General features: G+C 57.7%; 17 protein-coding genes. 7 read left to right on the top strand and 10 right to left on the bottom strand.

The annotated features are described in order from the left end of the window. Positions 1-7: 7 nt before the first annotated feature. From QMG40_RS13060 to QMG40_RS13035, 6 genes are all read left to right on the top strand, one after another. Positions 8-2545 carry an HAD-IC family P-type ATPase gene (locus QMG40_RS13060; protein ID WP_283531502.1) on the top strand — a complete coding sequence of 846 codons (2538 nt, stop codon included), beginning with the start codon at positions 8-10 and terminating at the stop codon, positions 2543-2545. A gap of 68 nt (positions 2546-2613) precedes the next feature. Then, positions 2614-5457, top strand: coding sequence for an aconitate hydratase (locus QMG40_RS13055; RefSeq protein ID WP_283531501.1), 2844 nt, complete (start codon positions 2614-2616; stop codon positions 5455-5457). A 406-nt stretch (positions 5458-5863) separates the two neighbouring features. Further along, a complete protein-coding gene (gene dxs / locus QMG40_RS13050) occupies positions 5864-7855 on the top strand; it encodes a 1-deoxy-D-xylulose-5-phosphate synthase (protein ID WP_283531500.1) in 1992 nt (663 codons plus the stop codon). A 47-nt stretch (positions 7856-7902) separates the two neighbouring features. Further along, on the top strand, positions 7903-8439 hold the full coding sequence (locus QMG40_RS13045; protein ID WP_459253014.1) for a DUF402 domain-containing protein: 537 nt from the start codon (positions 7903-7905) through the stop codon (positions 8437-8439). Continuing rightward, the gene (locus QMG40_RS13040; RefSeq protein ID WP_349361622.1) at positions 8436-9146 is read left to right on the top strand and encodes a hypothetical protein; all 711 of its coding nucleotides are present in this window, start codon (positions 8436-8438) and stop codon (positions 9144-9146) included. Before QMG40_RS13045 ends, QMG40_RS13040 begins: the two co-directional genes overlap by 4 nt. A 161-nt stretch (positions 9147-9307) precedes the next feature. Next, positions 9308-10297, top strand: coding sequence for an aldo/keto reductase (locus tag QMG40_RS13035; protein ID WP_283531499.1), 990 nt, complete (start codon positions 9308-9310; stop codon positions 10295-10297). A 10-nt stretch (positions 10298-10307) separates the two neighbouring features. On the opposite strand, the gene QMG40_RS13030 is transcribed toward QMG40_RS13035, so the two are convergent. The 10 genes from QMG40_RS13030 to QMG40_RS12985 form a co-directional block, all read right to left on the bottom strand. Further along, on the bottom strand, positions 10308-10760 hold the full coding sequence (locus QMG40_RS13030) for a Rieske (2Fe-2S) protein (protein WP_283531498.1): 453 nt from the start codon (positions 10758-10760) through the stop codon (positions 10308-10310). An 84-nt stretch (positions 10761-10844) separates the two neighbouring features. Beyond that, positions 10845-12980 (bottom strand): 3-hydroxyacyl-CoA dehydrogenase NAD-binding domain-containing protein, encoded by a 2136-nt coding sequence (locus tag QMG40_RS13025; protein ID WP_283531497.1) that lies wholly within the window; start codon positions 12978-12980, stop codon positions 10845-10847. Further along, on the bottom strand, positions 12977-14212 hold the full coding sequence (locus QMG40_RS13020; protein ID WP_283531496.1) for a thiolase family protein: 1236 nt from the start codon (positions 14210-14212) through the stop codon (positions 12977-12979). Before QMG40_RS13020 ends, QMG40_RS13025 begins: the two co-directional genes overlap by 4 nt. A 158-nt stretch (positions 14213-14370) precedes the next feature. Then, positions 14371-15702: an HRDC domain-containing protein gene (locus QMG40_RS13015; protein ID WP_459253013.1), complete on the bottom strand. Its 1332-nt coding sequence runs from the start codon at positions 15700-15702 to the stop codon at positions 14371-14373. A gap of 238 nt (positions 15703-15940) precedes the next feature. After that, positions 15941-16552: a DUF3000 domain-containing protein gene (locus tag QMG40_RS13010; RefSeq protein WP_459253006.1), complete on the bottom strand. Its 612-nt coding sequence runs from the start codon at positions 16550-16552 to the stop codon at positions 15941-15943. A gap of 165 nt (positions 16553-16717) precedes the next feature. Next, complete coding sequence (locus tag QMG40_RS13005) at positions 16718-17788, bottom strand: threonine aldolase family protein (protein WP_459253005.1); 1071 nt, start codon at positions 17786-17788, stop codon at positions 16718-16720. Between the two features lie 48 nt (positions 17789-17836). Continuing rightward, positions 17837-18547 carry an SDR family oxidoreductase gene (locus tag QMG40_RS13000; protein WP_283531494.1) on the bottom strand — a complete coding sequence of 237 codons (711 nt, stop codon included), beginning with the start codon at positions 18545-18547 and terminating at the stop codon, positions 17837-17839. Between the two features lie 18 nt (positions 18548-18565). Beyond that, positions 18566-19951: a DUF6421 family protein gene (locus tag QMG40_RS12995; protein WP_283531493.1), complete on the bottom strand. Its 1386-nt coding sequence runs from the start codon at positions 19949-19951 to the stop codon at positions 18566-18568. A 114-nt stretch (positions 19952-20065) separates the two neighbouring features. After that, on the bottom strand, positions 20066-20515 hold the full coding sequence (gene msrB, locus QMG40_RS12990) for a peptide-methionine (R)-S-oxide reductase MsrB (protein ID WP_283531492.1): 450 nt from the start codon (positions 20513-20515) through the stop codon (positions 20066-20068). A gap of 14 nt (positions 20516-20529) precedes the next feature. Next, entirely contained in the window at positions 20530-21021 is a 492-nt protein-coding gene (locus QMG40_RS12985; RefSeq protein WP_283531491.1) for a hypothetical protein, read from the bottom strand. 123 nt (positions 21022-21144) lie between these two features. Here QMG40_RS12985 and QMG40_RS12980 point away from each other — a divergent pair, with 123 nt between their 5' ends. After that, positions 21145-22365 carry an alpha/beta hydrolase family protein gene (locus tag QMG40_RS12980; RefSeq protein WP_283531490.1) on the top strand — a complete coding sequence of 407 codons (1221 nt, stop codon included), beginning with the start codon at positions 21145-21147 and terminating at the stop codon, positions 22363-22365. Positions 22366-22453 lie beyond the last annotated feature (88 nt).

Genomic DNA, 22453 nt, shown 5'->3' with positions numbered 1-22453 from the left:
AATGCCCTTGAATCAGAGTGCAGCACAGGTCCGCCCACCCAGACGTGATTTGACCCGCAACAAACCCAAAGGCACAGTGCTGGCCGAGCGGCGCGATGACCATCGCCGCTCGGCCATGGAATCCGCACGGGCCAAGCTGGCACCGGTGGATGAGGTGGCCCTGGAACGCTCGGGCCTAAGTGCAGCGCAGGTGCACGAGCGTCGCACAGCAGAACTGACCAATGCCTTGGCGCATGAAAGCAGTCGCAGCATTTGGGCCATTGTCCGGGCAAACGTATTCACGCTCTTCAACACTGTGCTGGGTACTTGTCTGGTGCTTGTGCTTGTGGTTGGTGACCCCCGGGATGCGTTGTTTGGTTTCATTGTGATCGCCAACTCCGCCATTGGTGTGATTCAGGAGTACCGGGCAAAACGAACTCTTGACAGGCTTGCGGTGCTCAATACGCCCAAAGCCCGGGTGCTCCGTGATGGACACGAGTGCGAAATTGCCGTTGCCGACGTTGTACAAGATGATGTCTTGCTGCTGCGCACCGGAGACCAAGTCCCGGCTGATGCCATGGTGTTGGCCTCCGATGCGTTGGAAGTTGATGAGTCCTTGCTGACGGGGGAGTCTGAGCCCGTGGTAAAAGTGCCGTCGGATCTGGCCTTGTCCGGGGCGGCCGTGGTGGCTGGCTATGGCACCGCGAGGGTGCACCGGGTGGGTGCTGAATCTTATGCTTCGGCGCTCACGGCGGAAGCCCGGCGTTTCTCTCTGGTGAATTCAGAGATCCGCAACTCAATTAACCGCATCATTTTGTACATTGCATGGGCGTTGATACCGATCATTGTTTTGGTGATCAATGGCCAGATGAGCGCTCATGGCGGCTGGGCGGCAGCCATCGCTTCGGGGCAGTGGCGCGTTGCAGTGGTTAGCGCCGTGGCCAGCATCGTCGCCATGATCCCCGAAGGCTTGGTGCTGCTCACGAGCATCTCGTTTGGGATGGCGGCTGTCACCTTGGCCCGAGCTCAGGTGCTGGTACAGGAATTACCCGCAGTGGAGGGACTTGCCCGCGTTGACATGTTTTGTCTGGATAAGACCGGGACGCTTACCGAAGGCCGGATGGAACTGGCTGAGACAACAGTGTTTGATCCCGTTGCCGGCTGGGAGCAGGTCCTGGCCTGGCAAGGAGCCCACCCCAATGCCAACAGTACGGCCACAGCCCTGGCGGCTCACTACACCCAGAGACCCGCAGAGGAACCAACAGCGCAAGTTCACTTCAGCAGTGCCCGCAAATTCAGTGCTGCCACGTTTGGCCCAGGCGCGCTCACCGGTGAATGGGTTCTGGGTGCCCCCGAAGTAGTTCTGGCGGCAGGAACCCACCCTGAGGCGTTGGAAGCCGCACATGAGGCGTCAGGGGGCGGCCTGCGAGCTGTGGTACTGGCACACAGGGCAACACAAAGTGATGGCGACTTTTCCCTTGCGGGCCTCAGCCCGGTGGCGCTTCTCGTGTTTCGGGAAAAGGTGCGCCCCGATGCGGGCGAGACGTTGGAGTTCTTCCGCGAGCAGGGTGTGGCACTGAAAATTATTTCTGGTGACAACCCGCGCACTGTGGCTGCGGTGGCTAGGGATGTGGGCTTCGATTTCAGCGGTGATGGATATGACGCACGCACTCTGCCTGACGATCCTGAGGCCATGGCCGAGGTTCTTGAGCGAGAAAGTGTGTTGGGCCGGGTTTCTCCAGAGCAAAAGAAAGCCATTGTCCTTGCCTTGCAAAGTCGTGGCCACGTTGTTGCCATGACAGGCGACGGCGTCAATGATGCTCTTGCCCTCAAGCATGCCGACATTGGCATCGCCATGGGCAGCGGAGCGGCGGCCACCAAGGCTGTCTCGCGACTTGTCCTACTTGATGGCCAGTTCTCGCACCTACCCTCGGTGGTAGCCGAGGGGCGCCGTGTTATTGCCAATGTTGAGCGCGTGGCAAATTTATTCCTCACTAAAACCACCTATGCGATTCTCATTTCCATCGCCATTGGGATCATCATGTGGCGCTACCCGTTCCTGCCTCGACAGCTCTCCATTGTGAGCTCCATGACAATCGGCATCCCCGCGTTTTTCTTGGCTTTGTTACCCAATGCCCGCCGCTATCAACCTGGATTCTTACGTAGAACTTTAATGTTCGCGATCCCCTCCGGTACCATCATTGCGGCCTGCATCATGGCGGTTTATTCCTATGCCATGGCCTTCCCGACAAACCCGTTGGGTGAAGAATTCGCGGTTCGTGAAGCACAAACCGCTGCGACTATGACAGTGCTGCTGGTGGCACTGTGGGTGCTTGGAGCTTTGGCTCGGCCCTTCGATAAATGGCGTGCGCTGCTGGTTGCCGCCATGGTCGCAGGTCTGTCATTAGTGATGGCGGTACCGTTCGCCCGCAAGTTCTTTGCGCTCGATATCCCAAGCGGAGGCCTGTTAGCGGTTACTATAGGCGTAACTGTCGCAGGGTGCTTGGCGATCGAGCTGCTTTACCGTTTTCTCAAAAAACGGGGCGCAGTATCCGAACGCGAGTAAGGCGTGCCTAACTGGAATCCGTGTCCCTGCGTGACCAAGATAAAAGCAGTGGCGAGAGGAGTCCATCGATGACTAATGTGGACAGTTTTGGTTCCAAGGGCGTACTTAATGTAGCCGGAACCGATTACGAGATTTTCCGACTGAACTCGGTAGAAGGCGCCAAGAGCCTTCCGTTCAGCCTCAAGGTATTGCTGGAGAACCTTCTGCGCACCGAAGATGGTGCAAATATTACAGCCGACCACGTGCGAGCGTTGGCACAATGGGATCCGACGTCGGAGCCCAACACTGAAATTCAGTTCACCCCGGCCCGTGTCATCATGCAGGACTTCACTGGAGTTCCCTGCATCGTTGACTTGGCCACCATGCGTGAGGCCGTCAAGGAACTCGGTGGGGATCCCACCCGCGTTAACCCCTTGGCTCCCGCCGAGATGGTCATTGACCACTCAGTGCAGATTGACGTCTTTGGCAACTCAGGGGCCATTGAGCGCAACATGGACATCGAATACCAGCGCAACCATGAGCGTTACCAGTTCCTGCGGTGGGGCCAGAGCGCTTTTGAGGACTTCAAAGTTGTCCCCCCGGGCATGGGAATTGTGCACCAGGTCAACATTGAGTACCTGGCACGCACCGTTATGACCCGTGAGGTCTCCGTGAACGGGGAAGCGCCGGTGCTGCGCGCCTACCCCGACACCCTTGTCGGCACCGACTCGCATACCACTATGGTCAATGGCCTGGGTGTGCTTGGCTGGGGCGTTGGCGGTATCGAGGCAGAAGCAGCCATGCTTGGCCAGCCCGTCTCCATGTTGATCCCACGCGTTGTGGGCTTCAAGCTGACAGGTACCATCCCGGCAGGGGCCACAGCAACAGACGTTGTTCTGACCATCACCGAGCAGTTGCGCAAGCACGGCGTTGTTGGCAAGTTCGTTGAGTTCTACGGCGAAGGTGTTGCCGGTGTGCCCCTGGCTAACCGCGCAACCATCGGTAACATGAGCCCGGAGTTCGGCTCCACGGCGGCCATGTTCCCGATCGATGACGTCACTATTGATTACTTGCGCTTGACAGGTCGCAGTGACGAGCAGGTTGCACTGGTTGAGGCTTATGCCAAGGAGCAGGGCCTCTGGCACGATCCGTCAGTTGAGATTCAGTTCTCCGAGTACCTCGAGCTGGACCTCTCCACAGTGGTTCCCTCGATCTCCGGTCCTAAGCGTCCGCAGGACCGCATTGAACTGACCAACGCCAAGTCACAGTTCCGCTCTGACCTGAAGAACTACGTTGCCGGTGATGTTGATGCGGCAGGTAACACGATTGACGAGTCGCTAGAAGAGACCTTCCCGGCCTCGGACGCCCCGTCCTTCACACACCCGGGTGGGCATCAGGAAGACACTGATCGCACGCTGGTATCCGCTGCTGCGGGCGCCAAGGGCCGTCACTCAAACCCAATTCACGTCAAAAATGAATCAGGGGTCAATTTTGAGCTTGACCACGGTGCAGTGTCGATCGCCTCGATCACTTCTTGCACCAACACCTCCAACCCTTCGGTGATGCTCGCTGCGGCCGTTTTGGCCCGCAACGCTGTCAACAAAGGCCTGATGTCCAAGCCGTGGGTAAAGACTTCTGTAGCTCCAGGCTCGAAAGTTGTCACGGACTACTACGAAAAGTCCGGTCTGGTACCGTACCTTGAGAAGCTCGGTTTCTTCACCGTTGGATACGGTTGCGCCACCTGTATCGGCAACTCCGGTCCGTTGGACTCCGAAATCTCAGCGGCCATCGCCGAGAACGACCTTTCCGTTGCCGCTGTTCTTTCCGGAAACCGTAACTTTGAAGGCCGTATTAACCCGGACGTGAAGATGAACTACTTGGCGTCACCGCCATTGGTCATCGCCTACGCCCTGGCTGGCACCATGGACTTCGACTTCGAAGTAGACGCTCTGGGCCAAGACGATGCAGGCAATGACGTGTTCCTGAAGGACATCTGGCCCAACCCGGTTGAGGTCCAGGAAGTCATGGATGCCTCGATTGACCGCGAGATGTTCACGAACTCCTATGCAACCATCTTCGATGGCGACGATCGCTGGAAGGCACTGGAAACCCCTGAGGGCAACACCTTCGAATGGGATCCCAAATCCACCTACGTTCGCAAGCCCCCATACTTTGATGGTATGAAGGCTGCGGCTGATCCTGTGGAGAACATCGCCGGTGCGCGCGTACTGCTCAAACTCGGCGATTCCGTCACCACCGACCACATCAGCCCCGCTGGATCCTTTAAGTCGGACACCCCGGCCGGACAGTACCTACTGGCCAACGGTGTGGAGCGTAAAGACTTCAACTCCTACGGTTCACGCCGTGGAAACCACGAGGTCATGATTCGCGGCACCTTCGCGAACATCCGTATCCGCAACCAGCTCCTGGACAACGTTGAAGGTGGATTCACCCGCGACTTCTCCCAGGAGGGCGGACCGCAGGCATTCGTCTACGACGCTTCCGTAAACTACGAGGCTGCCGGCACACCGCTCGTGGTCTTGGCAGGCAAAGAATATGGTTCAGGCTCCTCACGTGACTGGGCTGCCAAGGGCACCGCACTGCTGGGTGTTAAAGCTGTTGTTGCCGAGAGCTATGAGCGCATCCACCGCTCCAACCTCATCGGAATGGGCGTTCTTCCGCTGCAGTACCCAGCGGGTCAAAATGCGGAGACCTTGGGCTTAAAAGGCACCGAGACGTTCTCTGTTGACGGAGTCACCGAGCTGAACAACGGCACCACGCCCAAGACCCTCAAGGTCACGGCAGTTGCGCAAGACGGCACCACCGTGAGCTTCGATGCCGTTTTGCGCATCGATACCCCCGGTGAAGCAGACTACTACCGCAACGGTGGCATCCTGCAGTACGTGCTGCGCCAGATCTCAGCAGCCTCGTAATCCCCAAGCCCTCCCCAGTCCAAGCCGCTGGCGCGTCTTGAACTCGGGGCCCGCGGGCTTGTGGGCCCAGCTGTTCTAAGAGCGGCGTTGGGGGCCGTCAAGGTCCTCCCCAGTCCAAGCCGCTGGCGCGTCTTGAACTCGGGGCCCGCGGGCTTGTGGGCCGTCAAGCCCTCTCTTCGGGGCAGGGATTGGTGATAAAGCCGTAAGGCGAGCACTCGAAAAACCGGGTGCTCGCCTTACAGCTTTAATGTGCCTTCTGGCCCGGTTTGCGCTGTTTCGGACCACGTTCGGGACCTAAGAGCCGAAATAGCGTCAATAAAGTCCGGCAAAAATGCTCGGTCTGCGCGCGTCTGCACACGGGACGCGATATCCTTAGACGTTGAACGTGGACCCAAGGAGGTACCAGTTGGGACTTTTAGAAACCATTAAGCATCCGCGTGACCTGAGTAAGCTCAGTGAAACCCAGATGGAAACCCTTGCCCAGGAAGTCCGAGACTTCCTGATCGAGAACGTGTCCCAAACAGGGGGACATCTAGGACCAAATCTGGGTGTTGTGGAGCTCACATTGGCGATCCATAGAGTTTTCGACTCGCCCCGTGACAGCATCGTTTTTGACACCGGCCACCAGTCCTATGTGCATAAACTTGTCACCGGCCGCCAAGATTTTTCCACTCTGCGTCAGCAAGGTGGCCTCTCCGGCTACCCAGATCGAGCTGAATCTGAGCATGACATTGTTGAAAGCTCGCACGCATCTTCCTCCCTTTCGTGGGCCGACGGCATAGCCCGGGCCCGTCAGCTTAACGGTGAAAACGACCGCTATGTAGTGGCTGTTATTGGTGACGGCGCTCTAACCGGTGGTATGACCTGGGAAGCAATCAACAACATAGCTGCCGATAAGAATCGCAAGCTGATTATTGTTGTCAACGACAACGGTCGCTCCTACGCACCCACTGTGGGCGGAGTAGCCGACTATTTGGCTTCGCTGCGTCCAGCGATCGATCATGTGCGGACCCACAAAAAATATGAAGCCTCCATGTCGTGGGGAAAAAAACGACTGCAGGACGGCAATGCCGCAGGCCGGTTAGTGTACAAGAGCTTGCATGCAGCCAAAGAAGGTGTCAAAGACTGGTGGGCCCCGCAGGGTCTTTTCGATGATCTTGGAATGAAATATGTTGGCCCTGTTGACGGTCACGATGAGAAGGCCATGGAAGCTGCTCTGACGGCTGCGAAGAACTATGGCGGTCCTGTGATTGTCCATGCTTTCACTGAAAAAGGACGGGGCTACGCGCCCGCCCGCGCGGACATCAATGACCAGTTTCATGCCGTGGGAGTTATTAATCCCGAGACCGGCGCATCTGTTGAAGCGCCCAGCGGTGAGTCCTGGACAGCAGTGTTTGGGGATGAGATCGCCAAAATTGCTCAGGAGAGATCTGACATCGTGGCAGTCACCGGTGCCATGCTTCTTCCCGTGGGGCTAGCCAAATTTGCTGAACAGTTTCCGGACCGTGTCATTGACGTAGGCATAGCCGAACAACATGCGCTGACGATGGCCGCAGGTATGGCCTTCGGTGGTCTGCATCCTGTAATCGCCATTTACGCGACCTTCCTCAACCGGGCCTTCGATCAGCTCTTGATGGATGTGGCCCTGCATAAAGCAGGGGTCACTATCGTTTTGGACCGGGCAGGTGTGACTGGTCCTGACGGTGCAAGCCACCACGGTATGTGGGATCTTTCAATGCTTCAAATTGTTCCCGGCCTGCACCTTGCAGCCCCACGCGATGCTGAGCGGCTACGCGAGGAACTGCGTGAAGCAGTCGTAATCTCTGATGCCCCAACGGTTGTGCGCTATTCCAAAGGCAAAGTGGGCCCGGAGGTTGTAGCTCTCGAACGGCTCCGCGACGGTGTAGACGTCCTGAAACGAACGCACCATGACATGCCAAGTGCAGGTACGGACCCGCAAATGGACGTGCTTATTGTCAGCGTGGGTGCCATGAGTGAGCTCTGCCTTGAAGTGGCTCAACGCATCGGCGATCAAGGCATCACCTCCACTGTTGTTGACCCTCGGTGGGTGTTGCCGGTACCGCATTCAATCGTGGCCTTGGCATCCCAGCACCGGATTGTCATTGTGGTTGAAGATGGCGTGCGTGTAGGTGGGGTTGGCTCACGTATCCGCCAAGAACTTCGTGCCGCTGGCATTGATACGGCGCTGAATGAGGTTGGACTGCCGGTGGAATTCCTGGACCATGGCTCTCGCGCCCAGGTACTGGAGCGGGTTGGTTTGACAGCTCAGCGTGTGGCTCAGGATGTAGTTGATCAGGTCCTGGGAACGAAGGTTCCCTTTGCCCGTTCGCTGCCAGGGCAGCCGGCTCCGCGCACGGGGCAGATGCCTGTTCTGTGATGTTTGTGAGTGAAACTCTCCCTGGGCTCGTGGCCCAATCACGAGATATGCCGGTCCCGGGAGACATTATTGTTGCCAGGAACCGGAAATACGACGGTTCCGCCCACTGGGTCGTGCCAGGGCGTCATTTGGGCTCCGACGAGCACGGGCACTGGGTTTTTCAAGGAACTGGTGAGTTCATTTCCAGGCCAGGAGCGGCGCTTTATACCGAGTCGGATGCCATTTTACTGATACCGCACACTGGTGACTGGGTTGCCACCTTTTTTGATGATTCCCACCCTGCCGGAGTGGAACTCTACATAGATTTGGCAGTGGAAATGGGGTGGCATCGCATCCGGGACGGTGTTGTAGAATTCCACATGATCGATATGGATCTTGACGTCATCCGAACCAGGGACCGCGGACTTTATATTGACGATCAAGATGAATTTGCCGATCATCGCGTGACCCTGGCGTATCCAGAGGAGCTGTGTCTACGCGTAGAGACAGCTTGTTCTGCGTTACGCACGGCTGTAGCGGCTGGAAACGCACCATTCGACGGCCGCGCTGCGGCCTGGTTCGCCGTAGGAAGGACATCGCCATGAATGGCACAGAACAAAGCATGACAGAACAAAGCATGACAGAGCCAAGCATGACAGAGCAGGGCAATCAAACCGTATTGGCCGGGCTAGATCCGAACATTGTGCGCATGTACAAGAAGGACGACGCCGGTGTACTTGTTTTCCGTGAAGCCTGGGTTGATGCCGGAGGAAACGATGACGGCGAGATTGCTAACGATGCAGCTGAAGTATCCGAAGTGTTTTTTGTGGTTAACCACGGCACTGTGGGGCACATCAGTACGTCCAAGGATGTTCTCGTGAAGTCGGTGGAGGAAGCCGAGGCTATGCTCGCCGCATTTGCTGCACAATGTGAAGAGGACGGCTACGCACTGCTTAGCCGTGAGGAACAAACGCTCGTGGTAGCCCAGTTCGCTTTGAAGAGCGATCGTGTCTCTGATCGCGATAAACATTTGGCTAAGCGAGTTAAGGACACCTTGACTCCGCACTTGGCCTGGCGTGGCAGTGGTGTGCTGGAAAAAATGGAATTTACTGCTGCAGGGCACGGGCTCGGTAAGCTAAATATCTACATAGCGGCCCCCGATGCTGCCCGAGCGGTTGCCAACATCAAAGTGTGCATCCGTGAGGAAAAGCTTGACTTCACGAAGTTAACGGTGGCAACAGGCCCTATTGATGATCCCAGCGCTCTACGGGCCAAACACAGCGCCACGGGTGGGACAGCATTCAGCCTCTAGCCCCCGATCAACGCTCGCTCACTTCACGTCCCCTTTCTTCCGGCGCTCGCTCACTTCACGTCCCCTTTCTTCCGGCGCTCGCTCACTAAACGGTGAGCGAGCGTCATCGAGCTAAGGGCGGGCTGGTGGGGCAGAGCTGTGGCATTGGCTATTGTTGAAGTATGACGCAGAACCACATTGAATACCGCCAGTTGGGCCGTTCCGGATTAACAGTCTCCACCGTAGGCCTAGGCTGTAATAACTTGGGCCGGGCGGGGTCGGTGACGGAAACGCAGGAGGGCAGTGACGCCGTCGTCCATGCAGCGTTGGAGGAAGGGATCACATTATTTGATGTTGCTGATATTTACGGATCGCATCCCGGACAAAGCGAGAGCATCCTAGCCAAATCTTTGGGTAGTGAGCGGGAAAATATTGTGCTCGCCACCAAGTTTGGTCTGCCTGCCGGTAATGCCAACGGTGTGGATTGGGACCGTCGCGGCTCCAGAAAATATATTAAACAGGCGCTCGAGGCATCTTTGCGACGGTTGAATACCGACTACATTGACCTCTACTATTACCATTCCCCGGATACGTACACGCCCATCGATGAGACTCTGGCGGCCTTGGATGATCTGGTGCAGGCAGGCAAAGTCCTGTACCTGGGGCATTCAAATATGGCCGGATGGCAGATTGCAGAGGCAGAATTCACGGCCAGGATATCCGGTGGGAACCGTTTCACGGCCAGCCAAAACCACTACAACCTGATGGACCGCCGAGCCGAGCTGGAGGTTCTCCCCGCAGCTGACGCGTTCGGTCTGGGCGTGATCCCCTATTTTCCGTTGGCAAACGGGATGCTCACAGGTAAATACAGTTCGGGTCAAGCACCCCAGGGGAGTCGGCTCACCTACACCCGCCAACATATGCTCTCCGGCGCGGACCTCCAACAGCTGAAGGATTTTGGCACCTTTGCAGCTGAACGCGGATTGACTGAAGTACAAGTGGCTTTCAGCTGGCTAGCGGCACAGCCGGCGGTTTCCAGCGTGATTGCAGGCGCCACGAAAGCAGAGCAGGTGCGTGAGAACGCTAAGGCGGCGTCCTGGAAACCCAGTGCCGAAGATCTCGTGGAGTTGGATAAGATCTTTCCGAAAACCTCGAAAGTAGCACTCTTCTGAAGCCACGCTGCTAAAGAGAAACTGTGATCCACTCACCGTCTATGGCTGCTGCATAGCGCGGCAGTGGCTCTTTGGCTGGACCAGACTGTACCGTTCCGTCGCTGCCGTTGAACACTGTGCCGTGGCACGGACATTTGAAGTTTTCTCCATCAGGGGACACCTTGCAGCCTGCATGGGTACAGATGTCGGTGTACGCCAAGACGGTGGTTTCATCGGAACGAAATAGCATGACCTCAACGTCGTTGGCCGTGCCTGCTGCTGTGCCACCCACAGGGAGCTCGGAGAGCTTGCCAACTTGATATGGGGTTCCAGTGCTGGGTATTTCAGCTGGGCCTTTCCCCTTGTCGCGCAGATTGTTGGCGGACGGAGCACACCCTGCCAGAGCAAGTGCGCATGCTGTACCAGAGGCTGCCGTGCCCGCGAGAAGTGCTGCGCGGCGGGATAGTGAAGGATCTATGCTCATGAGAATATTATCTCAGCAGTGGCAGTAGGAAAGCGAAACGTGCACTGCAGCCTGGTGTTCCAAGGCTGCAGTGCACCAGTGCGCTTAGTGGAAGAGCTGACCGTTGACTCGCTGGGAGGCACCTACTCGGTCCAGATAGGGCGTGATGCCGCCTAGATGCATGGGCCAGCCTGCTCCGAGAATCATGCAGAGGTCAATGTCTTGGGCTCCGGCCACAACTTCTTCCTTGAGCATGAGGCCAATCTCTTGCGCCAGTGCGTCCTGAGTTCGGCGCAGCAGTTCCTCACCCGTGATGGGGGAGTTGCCAAAGCTCAGCAGAGCCATGGTGTCAGCAGGAATAGAGAGGCTGCCATCGGCCGCTTTCTCCCACAGCCCTTTTTTGCCAGCCTCGATGAGCTTCTGCTGGTTGGCTGAGAGGTGGTAACGGTCACCGAAAGCCGCGTGCAGGGACTGTGTGACATGCTGTGCCACGGGGATTCCCACCATTGCCAGGAGGGTGAACGGGGACATCGGCAGGCCCATGGGACGCAGTGCATTATCTGCCGTGTGCGCATCGGTACCCTCATCGAAGGCCTTGGACACCTCGGCCATGAGCCGAAGCAGAACGCGGTTCACCACAAAGGCGGGTGCATCCTTGACCAGCACAGCAGACTTACGCAGCGCCTTGGCCGTGGCAAATGCGGTGGCCAGTACGGCGTCGTCCGTCTTGGGTGCGCGGACAATCTCCAGCAATGGCATCACTGCCACGGGATTGAAAAAGTGGAAACCAACAAGCCGCTGCGGGTGTTTGAGGTCCTCAGCCATGGCTGTCACTGACAACGAGGACGTGTTGGTGGCAAGAATACATTCGGGAGAGACGATCGCCTCCACCTCAGCAAACACCTGTTTCTTAACGTTGAGTTCCTCAAACACCGCTTCGATAACAAAATCGGCGTCGGCGAACACTTCCTTGGACACTGAACCCGTCACCAGTGCCTTGGTACGGTTAGCTGCGTCGGGACTGATCCGGCCCTTGGCGAGGAGTTTGTCCACCTCACTATGTACGTACCCCACACCCTTGTCCACGCGCGCCTGATCAATATCAGACATGACTACCGGAACCTTTAGCTGACGGGCGAACAGCAGCGCGAACTGACCGGCCATCAGTCCTGCACCAACAACACCCACCTTCGTGATGGCACGGGCCAGCTTGGGATCCGGAGCACCTGCCGGACGTTTGGCCCGCTTTTGCACCAAGTCAAGGAAAGCGTAGACGGTGTCCTTGAACTGCGGGGTCCCCATAAGCTCCGCCAGCGCTTCATCCTCGGCAGCAAAAGACTGCTCCTTGGTGAAATGCTTACCCTTTTCCAGTAACTCAATGACCTTCGCCGGTGCCGGGGCAGCATTGGAGGTCTTGGCTTCCACAAAAGCTTTTGCATGTTCGACGGCGGCATCCCACGCTGCGCTGTTTTCCTCGCTCAGCGGTTCGCTCACCGCGTTGGGCCGGCTGACGTCTTCGGCCCCGGCTAGTACGCGGGCGGCCCAGTTGAGTGACTGTTCTAAGAAATCCGCGGGCTCAAACAAGGCATCTGCGATGCCGAGTTTGAAAGCAGCAGGACCGCTGAGGGTGCGGTTGTTACTCAAAGCGTTTTCAAGCATGACCTTCACGGCGTTGGCTGGTCCGATGAGCCGGGGGAGTAGGTAGACCCCGCCCCAGCCAGGTACCAAGCCAAGGAAAGCTTCCGGCAGTGCCAAGGCGCCAGCTCCGGTGGAGACTGTGCGGTAGTTGGCGTTGAGCCCGATTTCAAGCCCACCGCCCAGAGCTAGACCGTTGATGAACACAAAGCTGGGCACACCCAAGTCGTTCAACGTGGAGTACACGTCATGACCCAGCTGGGCCATCCATCGACCGGCTTCTTTATCTTTGAGTTCCTTGACAGCTGAGAGGTCGGCCCCTGCTGCGAGGAAGAATGGTTTGCCGGTTACACCAACTCCAGCAATTTCGCCTTTGGCCGCACGCTCACGCTGGACCTCCAATGTCACACCAAATTCAATAAGAGTGTTCGGCCCAAGTGTGCTGGGGCGGCGGTGATCGAGGCCGTTATCTAGGGTGATGAGGGCGAACGTTCCTACGCTTGGCGCACCGTCCACGCACGGCAAGGCAATGTCTTGAACGTAGGAGTGGGTTACTACCTCGTCTGGGAACAGCACTGCAAGCTTGTTGAAGTCTCGGGCGCTCATGCTGCGCTCCCCTCGGTGTTTGTGGCTGTTGCTGTGGTGAAGTGCGGGTTTTCCCAAATAACTGTGGCTCCCATGCCTAGCCCAACGCACATGGTGGTGAGCCCGTATTGCACAGAATGATCTTCCTGGAATTGCCGGGCCAGCTGATTCATCAGCCGGACTCCGGATGAGGCCAAGGGGTGCCCCACCGCTATGGCGCCGCCATAGCGGTTCACTCGTGGGTCATCGTCTGCGATCCCGTAGTGCTCAAGGAAGGACAGGACTTGAACGGCAAAAGCTTCGTTTATCTCAAAGAGGCCAATGTCCTCGATCGTCAATCCTGCAAGTTTCAGCGCTTTTTCCGTGGCGGGGACGGGACCGATTCCCATGACTTCAGGTGCTACACCAGCGAAAGCGTACGTGACAAGACGCATTTTAACGCTCAAACCCAGCTCTGCAGCTGCTTCTGAGGACGCCAAGATTGCGGCGGTTGCGCCGTCGTTCAGGCCTGCTGCGTTACCGGCGCTGACGCGGCCGTGGGCGCGGAAGGGCGTCCGCAGCTCTGCGAGATTCTCAAGAGTTGTGCCGGGGCGAGGAGGCTCATCAACTGTGTTGATGTTCCAGCCAGCTCCCGGTTTGAGGGTCGCGACGGGCACCAAATCTGGCTGGATCTGGCCCCGCTCATACGCGGCGGCCAGCTTGTTTTGGCTGGCGACGGCGTAGGCATCCGTGCGGTCTTTGGTGATGGACGGGAATCTGTCGTGGAGGTTCTCGGCTGTGTTGCCCATGTTCAGGGCTGCCGGGTCAACGATGCGTTCGGACATGAAGCGCGGGTTCGGGTCAGAGTCCTTGCCCATGGGGTGGTGGCCCATGTGCTCTACTCCTCCGGCGATCACTACCTCGTACGCGCCAAACCCGATGGCGGAGGCTGTTGTGGTGACAGCAGTCATGGCGCCAGCGCACATCCGATCGATGGCGAACCCTGGCACTGACTGGGGAAGTCCGGCCAGCAGCGCTGCAGTCCGGCCAATCGTCAGGCCCTGATCGCCCGTCTGTGTGGTGGCGGCGATGGCAACTTCGTCAATGCGTTCAGCCGGCAATCCAGGATTGCGGCGCATGAGGTCGCGGATACATTTGACCACCAGGTCATCGGCGCGGGTATTGGCGTAGATGCCTTTTTCCCCGGCCCGTCCAAACGGTGTGCGTACTCCGTCAACAAAGACGACGTCTCTAATTTGCCGATTTTGGCTCATATTTTGCTCCTCGGGTACAAACAACTGGTGCCATTCAACCCAAGCTATCAGGGAACGACTGTGTTATGCCTCATGTTACTAGTGGGTAACTTAGAGGTCAATAATGTCAGTCGTAGAGGCGTCATTATCTCCAACCTCAACCCCACCGGGGAGCAAGCTCAGGACTGCTCGGAGCTTGGCGTGCCCTCGTGTGCGCCAGTCTCACGCTGGTTCGTCGGTACCATCTGGCTCTTTGGTTCCTTCTGGCCCTTGGGTGTCTTCGGTTCCTTGGGCGGCAGAGGCTCAGGGTTCGCTAATGCGGCAGTGAGGATCTCCACTGATAAATCGATCTGCCACTGACGTGCTCCAAGCTCCGTTAACTGGGCAGAAACGCTGGCAACAGTAATCTGCGTTGGCGGGCGCCAGCACACGCGGCGCAGAAAGTCCGGGGTAAGGATGTTCTCAACGGGAATGTTAACAGCATTTGCAAGATCAGCCAGGCGTGGGCGCGCCGTGGCGTAACGGGCAGCTGCCGCAACATCACGCTCGGCCCACATGCGAGGCGGCGGCGGGGCATTACCGGAAACCTGCAACGGGGGCTGATCGGTGCTGTTTTTGGCCGTTTGGATGGCATGTAGCCATTTGGGGGCGTCCCGCTTGGCCGCGCGGCCATGAAAGCCTGAAAGTGCCAGCAACGCCGGAACAGTGGTGGGCATGCCCTTGGCTGCAGCGATGATAGCTGTGTCTGGAATGAGCCGGGTCGGGGCAATGTCGCGGTGTTCGGCCAACTTTTCACGTGTGTACCAAAGTTCGCGGACGGCCCCCAACTGAACCCGGTTGCGGATAGTGTGTGAGCCGGATGTGCGCCGCCAGGGATCTACGCGCGGTGCGGGAACGCCAGCGTCGATCAGGTGCTGGAATTCTTGAGCGGCATAATCAAGTTTGCCGTCATTTTCAAGCAAGGCAACGAGCTCATCTTCAAGATCCACCAGCACCTCTACATCCAATGCGGCGTACCGCAACCACGGCTCAGGCAGGGGCCGTTTGGACCAGTCAGCGGCGGAGTGTTCTTTGGCCAAATGGTAGCCGAGCAGGGATTCAACCACTGCCCCGAGCCCCACACGCGGCAACCCGGCGAGACGGGCTGCAAGTTCGGTGTCGAAGAGTTTATCCGGCCACATACCGACGCCGGCAAGACAGGGCAGATCCTGGCTGGCAGCATGCAGAATCCACTCAACACCGCGCAGTGCCTCGTCAATGATCTTCAGGTCATCAAAGGCCTCGGGATCGATGAGCCACGTACCGGCACCCTCGCGGCGGATCTGCACCAACATGGCACGTTGGCCGTAGCGGAATCCGGAAGCCCTCTCCGTATCAACGGCAGCCGGGCCAGTTCCTGCTGCCAAAGCCGCCGCGCACCTTTTTAGCGCCGGGTCAGTTTCTACCACGGAGGGGATGCCATCGCTGGGCATATCCAGTTCCACTAATTCGGGAAGATTGCCAAGTTCCATCCTTTGGCCGTCAATAACAACCGACGTCAGCGGGGCCTGGGCAGTTTCCGTAGCTGTGCCACGGGCATCAGGACCCTGATCACGGTTGCGGCCATTATTGGTGGGCGAGCTACAGCCTTGCTGAGCTGAAGAAAGTGCTGTCGTTTCTGCTTCGGCGCGGCTCTGTGTGCTTGATTCTGGATTGGTCATGATGACCTTAGTCTAGCGAATGGTCAAGACTACCCTCGGTTGCGGGCCATTAAATGTTTTTTAGCGGCCGTTGACGTGGCTGGTGACGGGTCCGCTCGCTGGAGCGCCGGGGCAATAAAGTTACACCCTCGGGCACAGGTGGCAAACCTGCAAAGGTGCAGACAATGTTTGCCCATGCTTGCAGATGCGGAGTGATTGCGGTGCCTGTGGGAGTCCACGATGCTCTGAGCTCAATGTCAACCGAATCAGGGCGTGCGGCTAGCGTGCCGTAGCTTTCAGAAAGAATGCGGGTTGCCGTGCCGCCGGCGCTGGAATATTGGGCGTCCTGCTCCTCCAGCGCCTCGGTCAGCCAGGCCCACGCGACGTTTCCTAGAAGTGAGTCGTTTCCTATGTCAGCTTCCAACTGCGCACGGATATAGCTGACGATCCTGAAGGTGCCATCCCACAGGGCTTTGCCTTGCGGGTCGTGGAGCAGAATGAAGCGGCCGGTGGCGAGCTGTTCCCCATCAACAATAACCTCCGCGCCCACGGCTACTCCAAAGGGGGCGAGCCGGGCAGGAGCCGGAACTTCCGCCAGAGTCAGCTCGCTGCGGCTGAGAACTTCGCGTAGCGATGCCAAGGCAATCTGAAAGTCAGCTGGAAGCTGCGGAAAGAGGCTCACAATGGCAGATTATGACGGCACCGGCCCGAACCCGTGCAGGCGCGCCGCGAGGGGAGCTTGCTAGCTCTTTAAGCAGCACGTCGGGCACCGGCACTACGTTGCGTACCGCAGCGCAGCGTGGGGCAGGCTAGTGCTAACGCGCACCAGCCAGCCCCGGTGCGAGGGTCAGCTCCCCAGCTCGGCGCGCAGTGCGGACACGAAGGCGTCAACGTCAGCCTCGGAAGTGTCGAAAGAACACATCCAGCGCACTTCGCGCGCAGACTCGTCCCAGTCGTAGAAGCGGAACTTTTCCCGCAGACGCTCAGCAACGCCAGCAGGCAGGATGGCAAATACGCCATTGGACTGTGTTGCTTGGGTGCATTGCACTTCTGGAAGGTCCTCAACGGCGGCACGCAGTCGAGCGGCCATCGCGTTGGCGTGTCCGGCCGACGCCAACCATAGGTCATCGCTGAGCAGAGCTAGCAGTTGAGCTGAAATGAAGCGCATCTTGGAGGAGAGCTGCATGTTCATTTTGCGCAGGTAAATCAGGCCGTCGGTGGCTGCCGGATTGAGCGCCACAACGATTTCGCCGTACATCATCCCGTTCTTAGTGCCACCAAAAGAGAGCACGTCTACGCCGGCGTCGGAGGTGAATTCACGCACTGGTACACCGAGGAAGGCAGCCGCATTGGCCAATCGTGCACCATCCATGTGCACCTTCATACCCAAGGAATGGGCGTGATCGCAGATGGCCCGCACTTCATCAGGGCTGTAACAGGTACCCAACTCAGTGGTTTGAGTGATGGAAACGGCAAGCGGTTGGGCCCGGTGTTCGTCGCCGAACCCCCAGGCTTCCTTATCGATTAGCTTGGGAGTCAACTTTCCGTCAAGGGTCGGTACGGCCAAGAGTTTCATCCCGCCCACACGCTCTGGCGCACCGTTTTCATCCATATTGATGTGAGCTGTAGAGGCGCACACAACAGCACCCCACCGCGGCAACAGGGACTGCAATGCCACTACGTTGGCACCGGTGCCGTTGAAAACGGGGAAGACATCAACGTCCTTGCCAAAGAGTGCCCCCATCTCGCGGCGCAACCGCGCGGTATAAACATCTTCCCCATAGGCCACCTGGTGTCCGCCATTGGCTGCTGCCAACGCCTCTAACACCTCTGGATGGACGCCGGAGTAGTTATCCGAGGCGAAACCAATCACTGATGTGTCGTGAAGTTGGATAGATTCGGTGCTGCCAATGCTCACAATGTACCTTCGATTGTCGATGCGTTGATTAGGGGCAAAATAATGCGCCTACAAAATGATGCGTGCGCCGTTGAGTTCTGCGGCGGATGTAGCAAAAAGCCCTGTTACATTCTCTGCCAGCACAGAGACGTGCGTGAAACCAGGGAATTTACGCTCAGGGGAGCGCGCCCGCATACCGTCGTCAACAAGGGCCTTCACCACAAGTACGACGGCGGCAGGGCCAGTTTCCGTTATTTCCGCACCGGCCGCCAGGCTGAAGCCCTGTGCCAACGCCCCAACCCACGTTTCTGCTGCTGACTTCACTGCTGCGTAGTTGGCGTTACCGAGAGTAGGTGCTGTGACTGATGTTGAGGAGACTATGGCTAAGCGACCTACCGGTGAAGCGGCAATATCGTTATAGAAGGCCCGGCTTGTGTTTCGCAGTGTACTGAGCACCGAGGTCTGAAGGAAATCCCAGTCCACGTCGCTTTGTTCTGCTATGCCCTTGCCACCACGCCAGCCACCCACAAGATGGACGAGCCCGTCAATTAATCCAAAAGTGCTATGGACCTGGGCTGCTAGTGCGGTGACCGACTCTGGGTTCGTGAGATCGCACACCAAGGGGATGGCGCCACCGGCTGCTTCGGCGGCGGATGTGATGCGTTCAGCGTTGGAACCAACGGTGATTACACGGTTCCCTGCCGCCAGCAGCGCAGCCGCAACAGCGATACCCGCCTGGCTGCTGCCGCCTGCGATCACTACAAGTGGAGAAGTTCTCATGCCACTTACACTACCCACTCAGGCTTCTCCGGCGCCTGTGATGCCTGAAGTTGACTCAATAACACCACGCATTTTCTTGCCCAATGCTTCGTAGAACATGGAGAGCGGGAATTCATCATCCATGACCTGATCCGTGATTTCACGCAAGGGCGAGGTCAACGGCAGCGCGTCCGGACCCTTGGCCCACGTGGATGCGGAGTTGGGCGTTAGCGTGGCGGAAACAAGCTCGTAAGCTGCCAACCAGTGCGCCAGCTTGGGCCTGTCGATTGAGCGCCAGTACAGTTCCTCAATCTCGTGTCCCAGTGCTATCACAACAGCAGGAACATCGGCCCAGTCGATCGTGAGCTTGGTGTCCGTCCAGTGCAGTACGTGATGCTGATGCAGCCAGGCAAAGAGTAGCTGGCCGCCCACACCGTCATAGTTGCGCACCCGTGTACCTGTAATCGCGAAACGGAAAATTCTGTCAAAGATTACTGTGTACTGGACAAGTTTGGCGTGCTTTCGCGCTTCCGGTGAAGCTTTCTCATCGTGCTCAACAGCCACTGACTCACGGTAGGCGGTCAAATCACAACGAAGTTCCTCTAGTGAGTACAGGAAAAACGGCATGCGTTGTTTGATCATGAACGGGTCAAAGGGCAGATCCCCACGCATGTGGGTCCTGTCATGGATCAGATCCCACATAACGAAGGTTTCCTGCGTCAGTGCCTGATCATCCAAAAGTTCGACGGCGTCGGCTGGCAGTTCCAGTCGGGTTACCGCGGCGGCCTCCCGGACCACGCGCCGGAAACGTGCAGCTTCGCGGTCCTGGAAGATGGCACCCCAGGTGAAGGTTGGTGTTTCGCGCACTGAGACGCTTTCGGGGAACAGGACAGCGGAGTTGCTGTCATAGCCGGGAGTGAAATCAATGAAGCGCAGAGGGACAAACAGCTTGTTGGAGTAGCTGCCGGCTTCAAGCTCGTCTATGAACTCGGGCCAGATTACCTCCACAAGAACTGCTTCAACGTGGCGTGAAGTGGACCCGTTTTGCGTGTACATGGGGAATATCACAAGGTGGCGCAGCCCATTGATCCTGTGCTCCTGGGGGTTGAATGCCAGCAGTGAATCAAGAAAGTCTGGAATGCCCAAACCACTATCAACCCACGTGGTGAAGTCTTTCACCAAGAGCTCCAGGTACAGCGCATCGTGTCGGAAGTGGGGGGCAAGCTCCTGGATGGAGTTTTTAATGGTTTCAATCAAGGAGCGGGCAGCATCATGATCGGAGAGTTCCGGAACTGAGCCGTCCTTGATCTGCACTGCAGACAGGTCTGTAGCCGCTTGTTTAAGAGCTAGCCATGCTGAGTGGTTTGCCAAATTGCCGTCATCAAAGGCGCTGACATTCTCGGGGCTTTCAAGAGTGATATTCATAGGTGCCGTCCTTGCTACGCGATGCGTGTGGAGCATTTTTTAAAGCGTAGCAATGGAACAGCAGAACTAATGTTGAATAGTCCCGAGCATAAGAGAGTCTCATGCTCGGGGCCTTTACGGCGCTTCGGGCGAAAGCTCTTGTGAACCTTCGCGTAGTTTTAGCGAAACGGAGTTGATACAGAAGCGCTCATCGGTGGGCGTGTCATATCCCTCTCCTTCAAAGAGGTGGCCCAAGTGCGATTCACAGGCGCTGCAGCGAACTTCCACTCGCTGCATGCCCATCGAATTATCGTGAATGTAGCGCACAGTTCCGTCGGCCAGTGGCGCAAAGAACGATGGCCAACCACAGTGGGAGGAGAACTTTTCCTTAGATGTGAAAAGTTCGGCGCCACAGGCGCGGCATTCATACACGCCTTCTTGGGTGGAGTCCCAGTATTCGCCCGTGTAGGGCCGTTCTGTTCCGGCTTGGCGCAGGACCTGATACTCGGCTGGACTAAGTTCATTGCGCCATTGAGCATCAGTTTTTACGACTGTGGGCGTGGCGGGGCTTTCGGAAGTTCTCATACTTGACTCAACGCTTAAGAGTCGCCAATAAATCCCGAACCGGAGTACAGATGCAAAACGGGAAGTCCCAATTTGCGCTGAGCCTGGTTGGCCCAGTCCTGCCGGAAGGTGTCGGCAACCGCATGTGGCCGGGTGACAACCACTGCTTGGCGTGCACCGAGTTCGGTGACTTTGGCAACCAAGGAGGCAACGGCGTCGCCCTCGTCAACACTGCCTGTTGCCTTGGCTCCGGCGGCGTGCAGAGCATGCATGGACATTGAAAGAATATCCTTGGCCTCGGTCATGACGGTTTCTGCATCTGGCTTCTCGCGGAACTCGCGCAGAGCGCCCGGAAGGTCAAGCATTGTCAGCTGGTCGATGACATCGACAAACAAATTACGCCGTGTGTCAGCAGGGACTATCAGCACCAGTTCAACGTCGTCCTCGGCGCTGTAAAGATCGGTGATGTTCGCTACGTCCACGGCAGTTAGTGGTTCTTCGGTCAGGATGATGATCGTCTCGGTCATTGCACCAGTTTAGGCTTCCGCACAGGATAAACAATGCAGGGCGCCCGCCGTGTGCCAAGAAAGTTGGGCTTGCTCACGGTGCGCCGCTCGACGCAGCCCCGCGGCCGTGGGCAGAATGGAGGCATGGCTACCTCAGAACAGCAGTCAAGTGCATGGCTTAAATGGGGTGCCTTGGGCGCCGCTGCAGCAGGGATCGGAGCGGTAACGGTTGTCACCGCTACATCTGGACTTGCCGCTTACTTTGCCCGGCGCATCATTACTCCCGAAAAACAACGAGTTGACGATGTCGCCATCTTGGCTGTGATTACTGACGGACCCACACTGCAGGTCGTGTTGGAAGCCCAGCCCGACACCATTGTTGAAGGCAACTATGGGCTTTTCTTTGACGAGGGCCGCGCCCACGCAATTATTGGCCCCATTATTTCTTATGTGCCACGCGAAGGCAGTGTCACCCGCGAAGTCATTGCTGTCCTTGGCGGGGAACTGCGCAGTGCCACGTCGGGCTGGTGGTCAGGAAGCCTGCACGCCCACCCGGAGGAGATGGGGTTGGAGTGCGAGGACGTTACCTTGGACCTTCCCGGCGGACCGGGACCGGCCTGGCTCCTTCCCGCACTTGATCCCGGTCCCACATGGGCCGTCATGGTGCACGGACGTGGCGCCACCCGCAACGAGGGACTGCGTGCGGTCCCCACTGCGCACCGACTTGGCATGAACGCTTTGCTGATGTCTTACAGGAACGACGGCGACGCCCCCAAAGCTCCGGATGGCAGATATGGCCTGGGCATCACGGAATGGGCGGATGTTGAGGTGGCCATTGATTTTGCCATCTCTCGGGGTGCCAAGGACGTTGTGTTGTTCGGCTACTCAATGGGAGGGGCCATTAGTTTACAAACTGCAGATGTGGCCCGAAACCGGAAACACATACTAGCTTTGGTTTTGGATGCCCCTGTTATCAACTGGGTCAACGTGCTGGCGCATCAGGCTGCACTAAATAGAATCCCCAACTACATTGGCAACTATGCCGAACTCATGTTGACGCATCCGCTGGGCAGGCGCCTGACAGGGCTGGCGGCACCGGTGGACTTCAAGAGCATGGACTGGGTCAGTCGAGCCGTTGAGCTCAGAACACCGTCGTTGATCCTGCACAGTATTGACGATGACTTTGTGCCCTACGAGCCCACAGCGGAATTGGCGCGGCGGAATCCGGAGATGGTCACCTTTGAGCCATTCAGCAAGGCGTTGCACACCAAAGAATGGAATGTTGACCCTGCACGCTGGGAGAACGTTGTTGAAAGTTGGCTGCGTCCGCGTTTGGGCAAGCACGCCCTGCCTCGAGAGTTGTAACCCGTTCCTGACATGCCTGAAACTCCGGCACCGCGGACGGATGCGCCCAGGACTCCTACCGGCCAACAGCTTTCGTGGGTGCGCACGG

Origin of the sequence: Arthrobacter antibioticus (genome assembly GCF_030063205.1) — a bacterium.
Lineage (GTDB): Bacteria > Actinomycetota > Actinomycetes > Actinomycetales > Micrococcaceae > Specibacter.
Note: the sequence above shows the minus strand (reverse complement) of the source record. Positions and strands in the feature narration are given on the sequence as shown.

What these genes read in the sequence shown, in the direction of transcription:
- QMG40_RS13055 (WP_283531501.1), top strand. Translation starts at nt 2,614, where the DNA reads ATGACTAATGTGGACAGTTTTGGTTCCAAGGGCGTACTTAATGTAGCC.
- QMG40_RS13045 (WP_459253014.1), top strand. Translation starts at nt 7,903, where the DNA reads ATGCCGGTCCCGGGAGACATTATTGTTGCCAGGAACCGGAAATACGAC.
- QMG40_RS13040 (WP_349361622.1), top strand. Translation starts at nt 8,436, where the DNA reads ATGAATGGCACAGAACAAAGCATGACAGAACAAAGCATGACAGAGCCA.
- QMG40_RS13035 (WP_283531499.1), top strand. Translation starts at nt 9,308, where the DNA reads ATGACGCAGAACCACATTGAATACCGCCAGTTGGGCCGTTCCGGATTA.
- QMG40_RS13030 (WP_283531498.1), bottom strand. Translation starts at nt 10,760, where the DNA reads ATGAGCATAGATCCTTCACTATCCCGCCGCGCAGCACTTCTCGCGGGC.
- QMG40_RS13025 (WP_283531497.1), bottom strand. Translation starts at nt 12,980, where the DNA reads ATGAGCGCCCGAGACTTCAACAAGCTTGCAGTGCTGTTCCCAGACGAG.
- QMG40_RS13020 (WP_283531496.1), bottom strand. Translation starts at nt 14,212, where the DNA reads ATGAGCCAAAATCGGCAAATTAGAGACGTCGTCTTTGTTGACGGAGTA.
- QMG40_RS13015 (WP_459253013.1), bottom strand. Translation starts at nt 15,702, where the DNA reads ATGGAACTTGGCAATCTTCCCGAATTAGTGGAACTGGATATGCCCAGC.
- QMG40_RS13000 (WP_283531494.1), bottom strand. Translation starts at nt 18,547, where the DNA reads ATGAGAACTTCTCCACTTGTAGTGATCGCAGGCGGCAGCAGCCAGGCG.
- QMG40_RS12995 (WP_283531493.1), bottom strand. Translation starts at nt 19,951, where the DNA reads ATGAATATCACTCTTGAAAGCCCCGAGAATGTCAGCGCCTTTGATGAC.
- msrB (WP_283531492.1), bottom strand. Translation starts at nt 20,515, where the DNA reads ATGAGAACTTCCGAAAGCCCCGCCACGCCCACAGTCGTAAAAACTGAT.
- QMG40_RS12985 (WP_283531491.1), bottom strand. Translation starts at nt 21,021, where the DNA reads ATGACCGAGACGATCATCATCCTGACCGAAGAACCACTAACTGCCGTG.
- QMG40_RS12980 (WP_283531490.1), top strand. Translation starts at nt 21,145, where the DNA reads ATGGCTACCTCAGAACAGCAGTCAAGTGCATGGCTTAAATGGGGTGCC.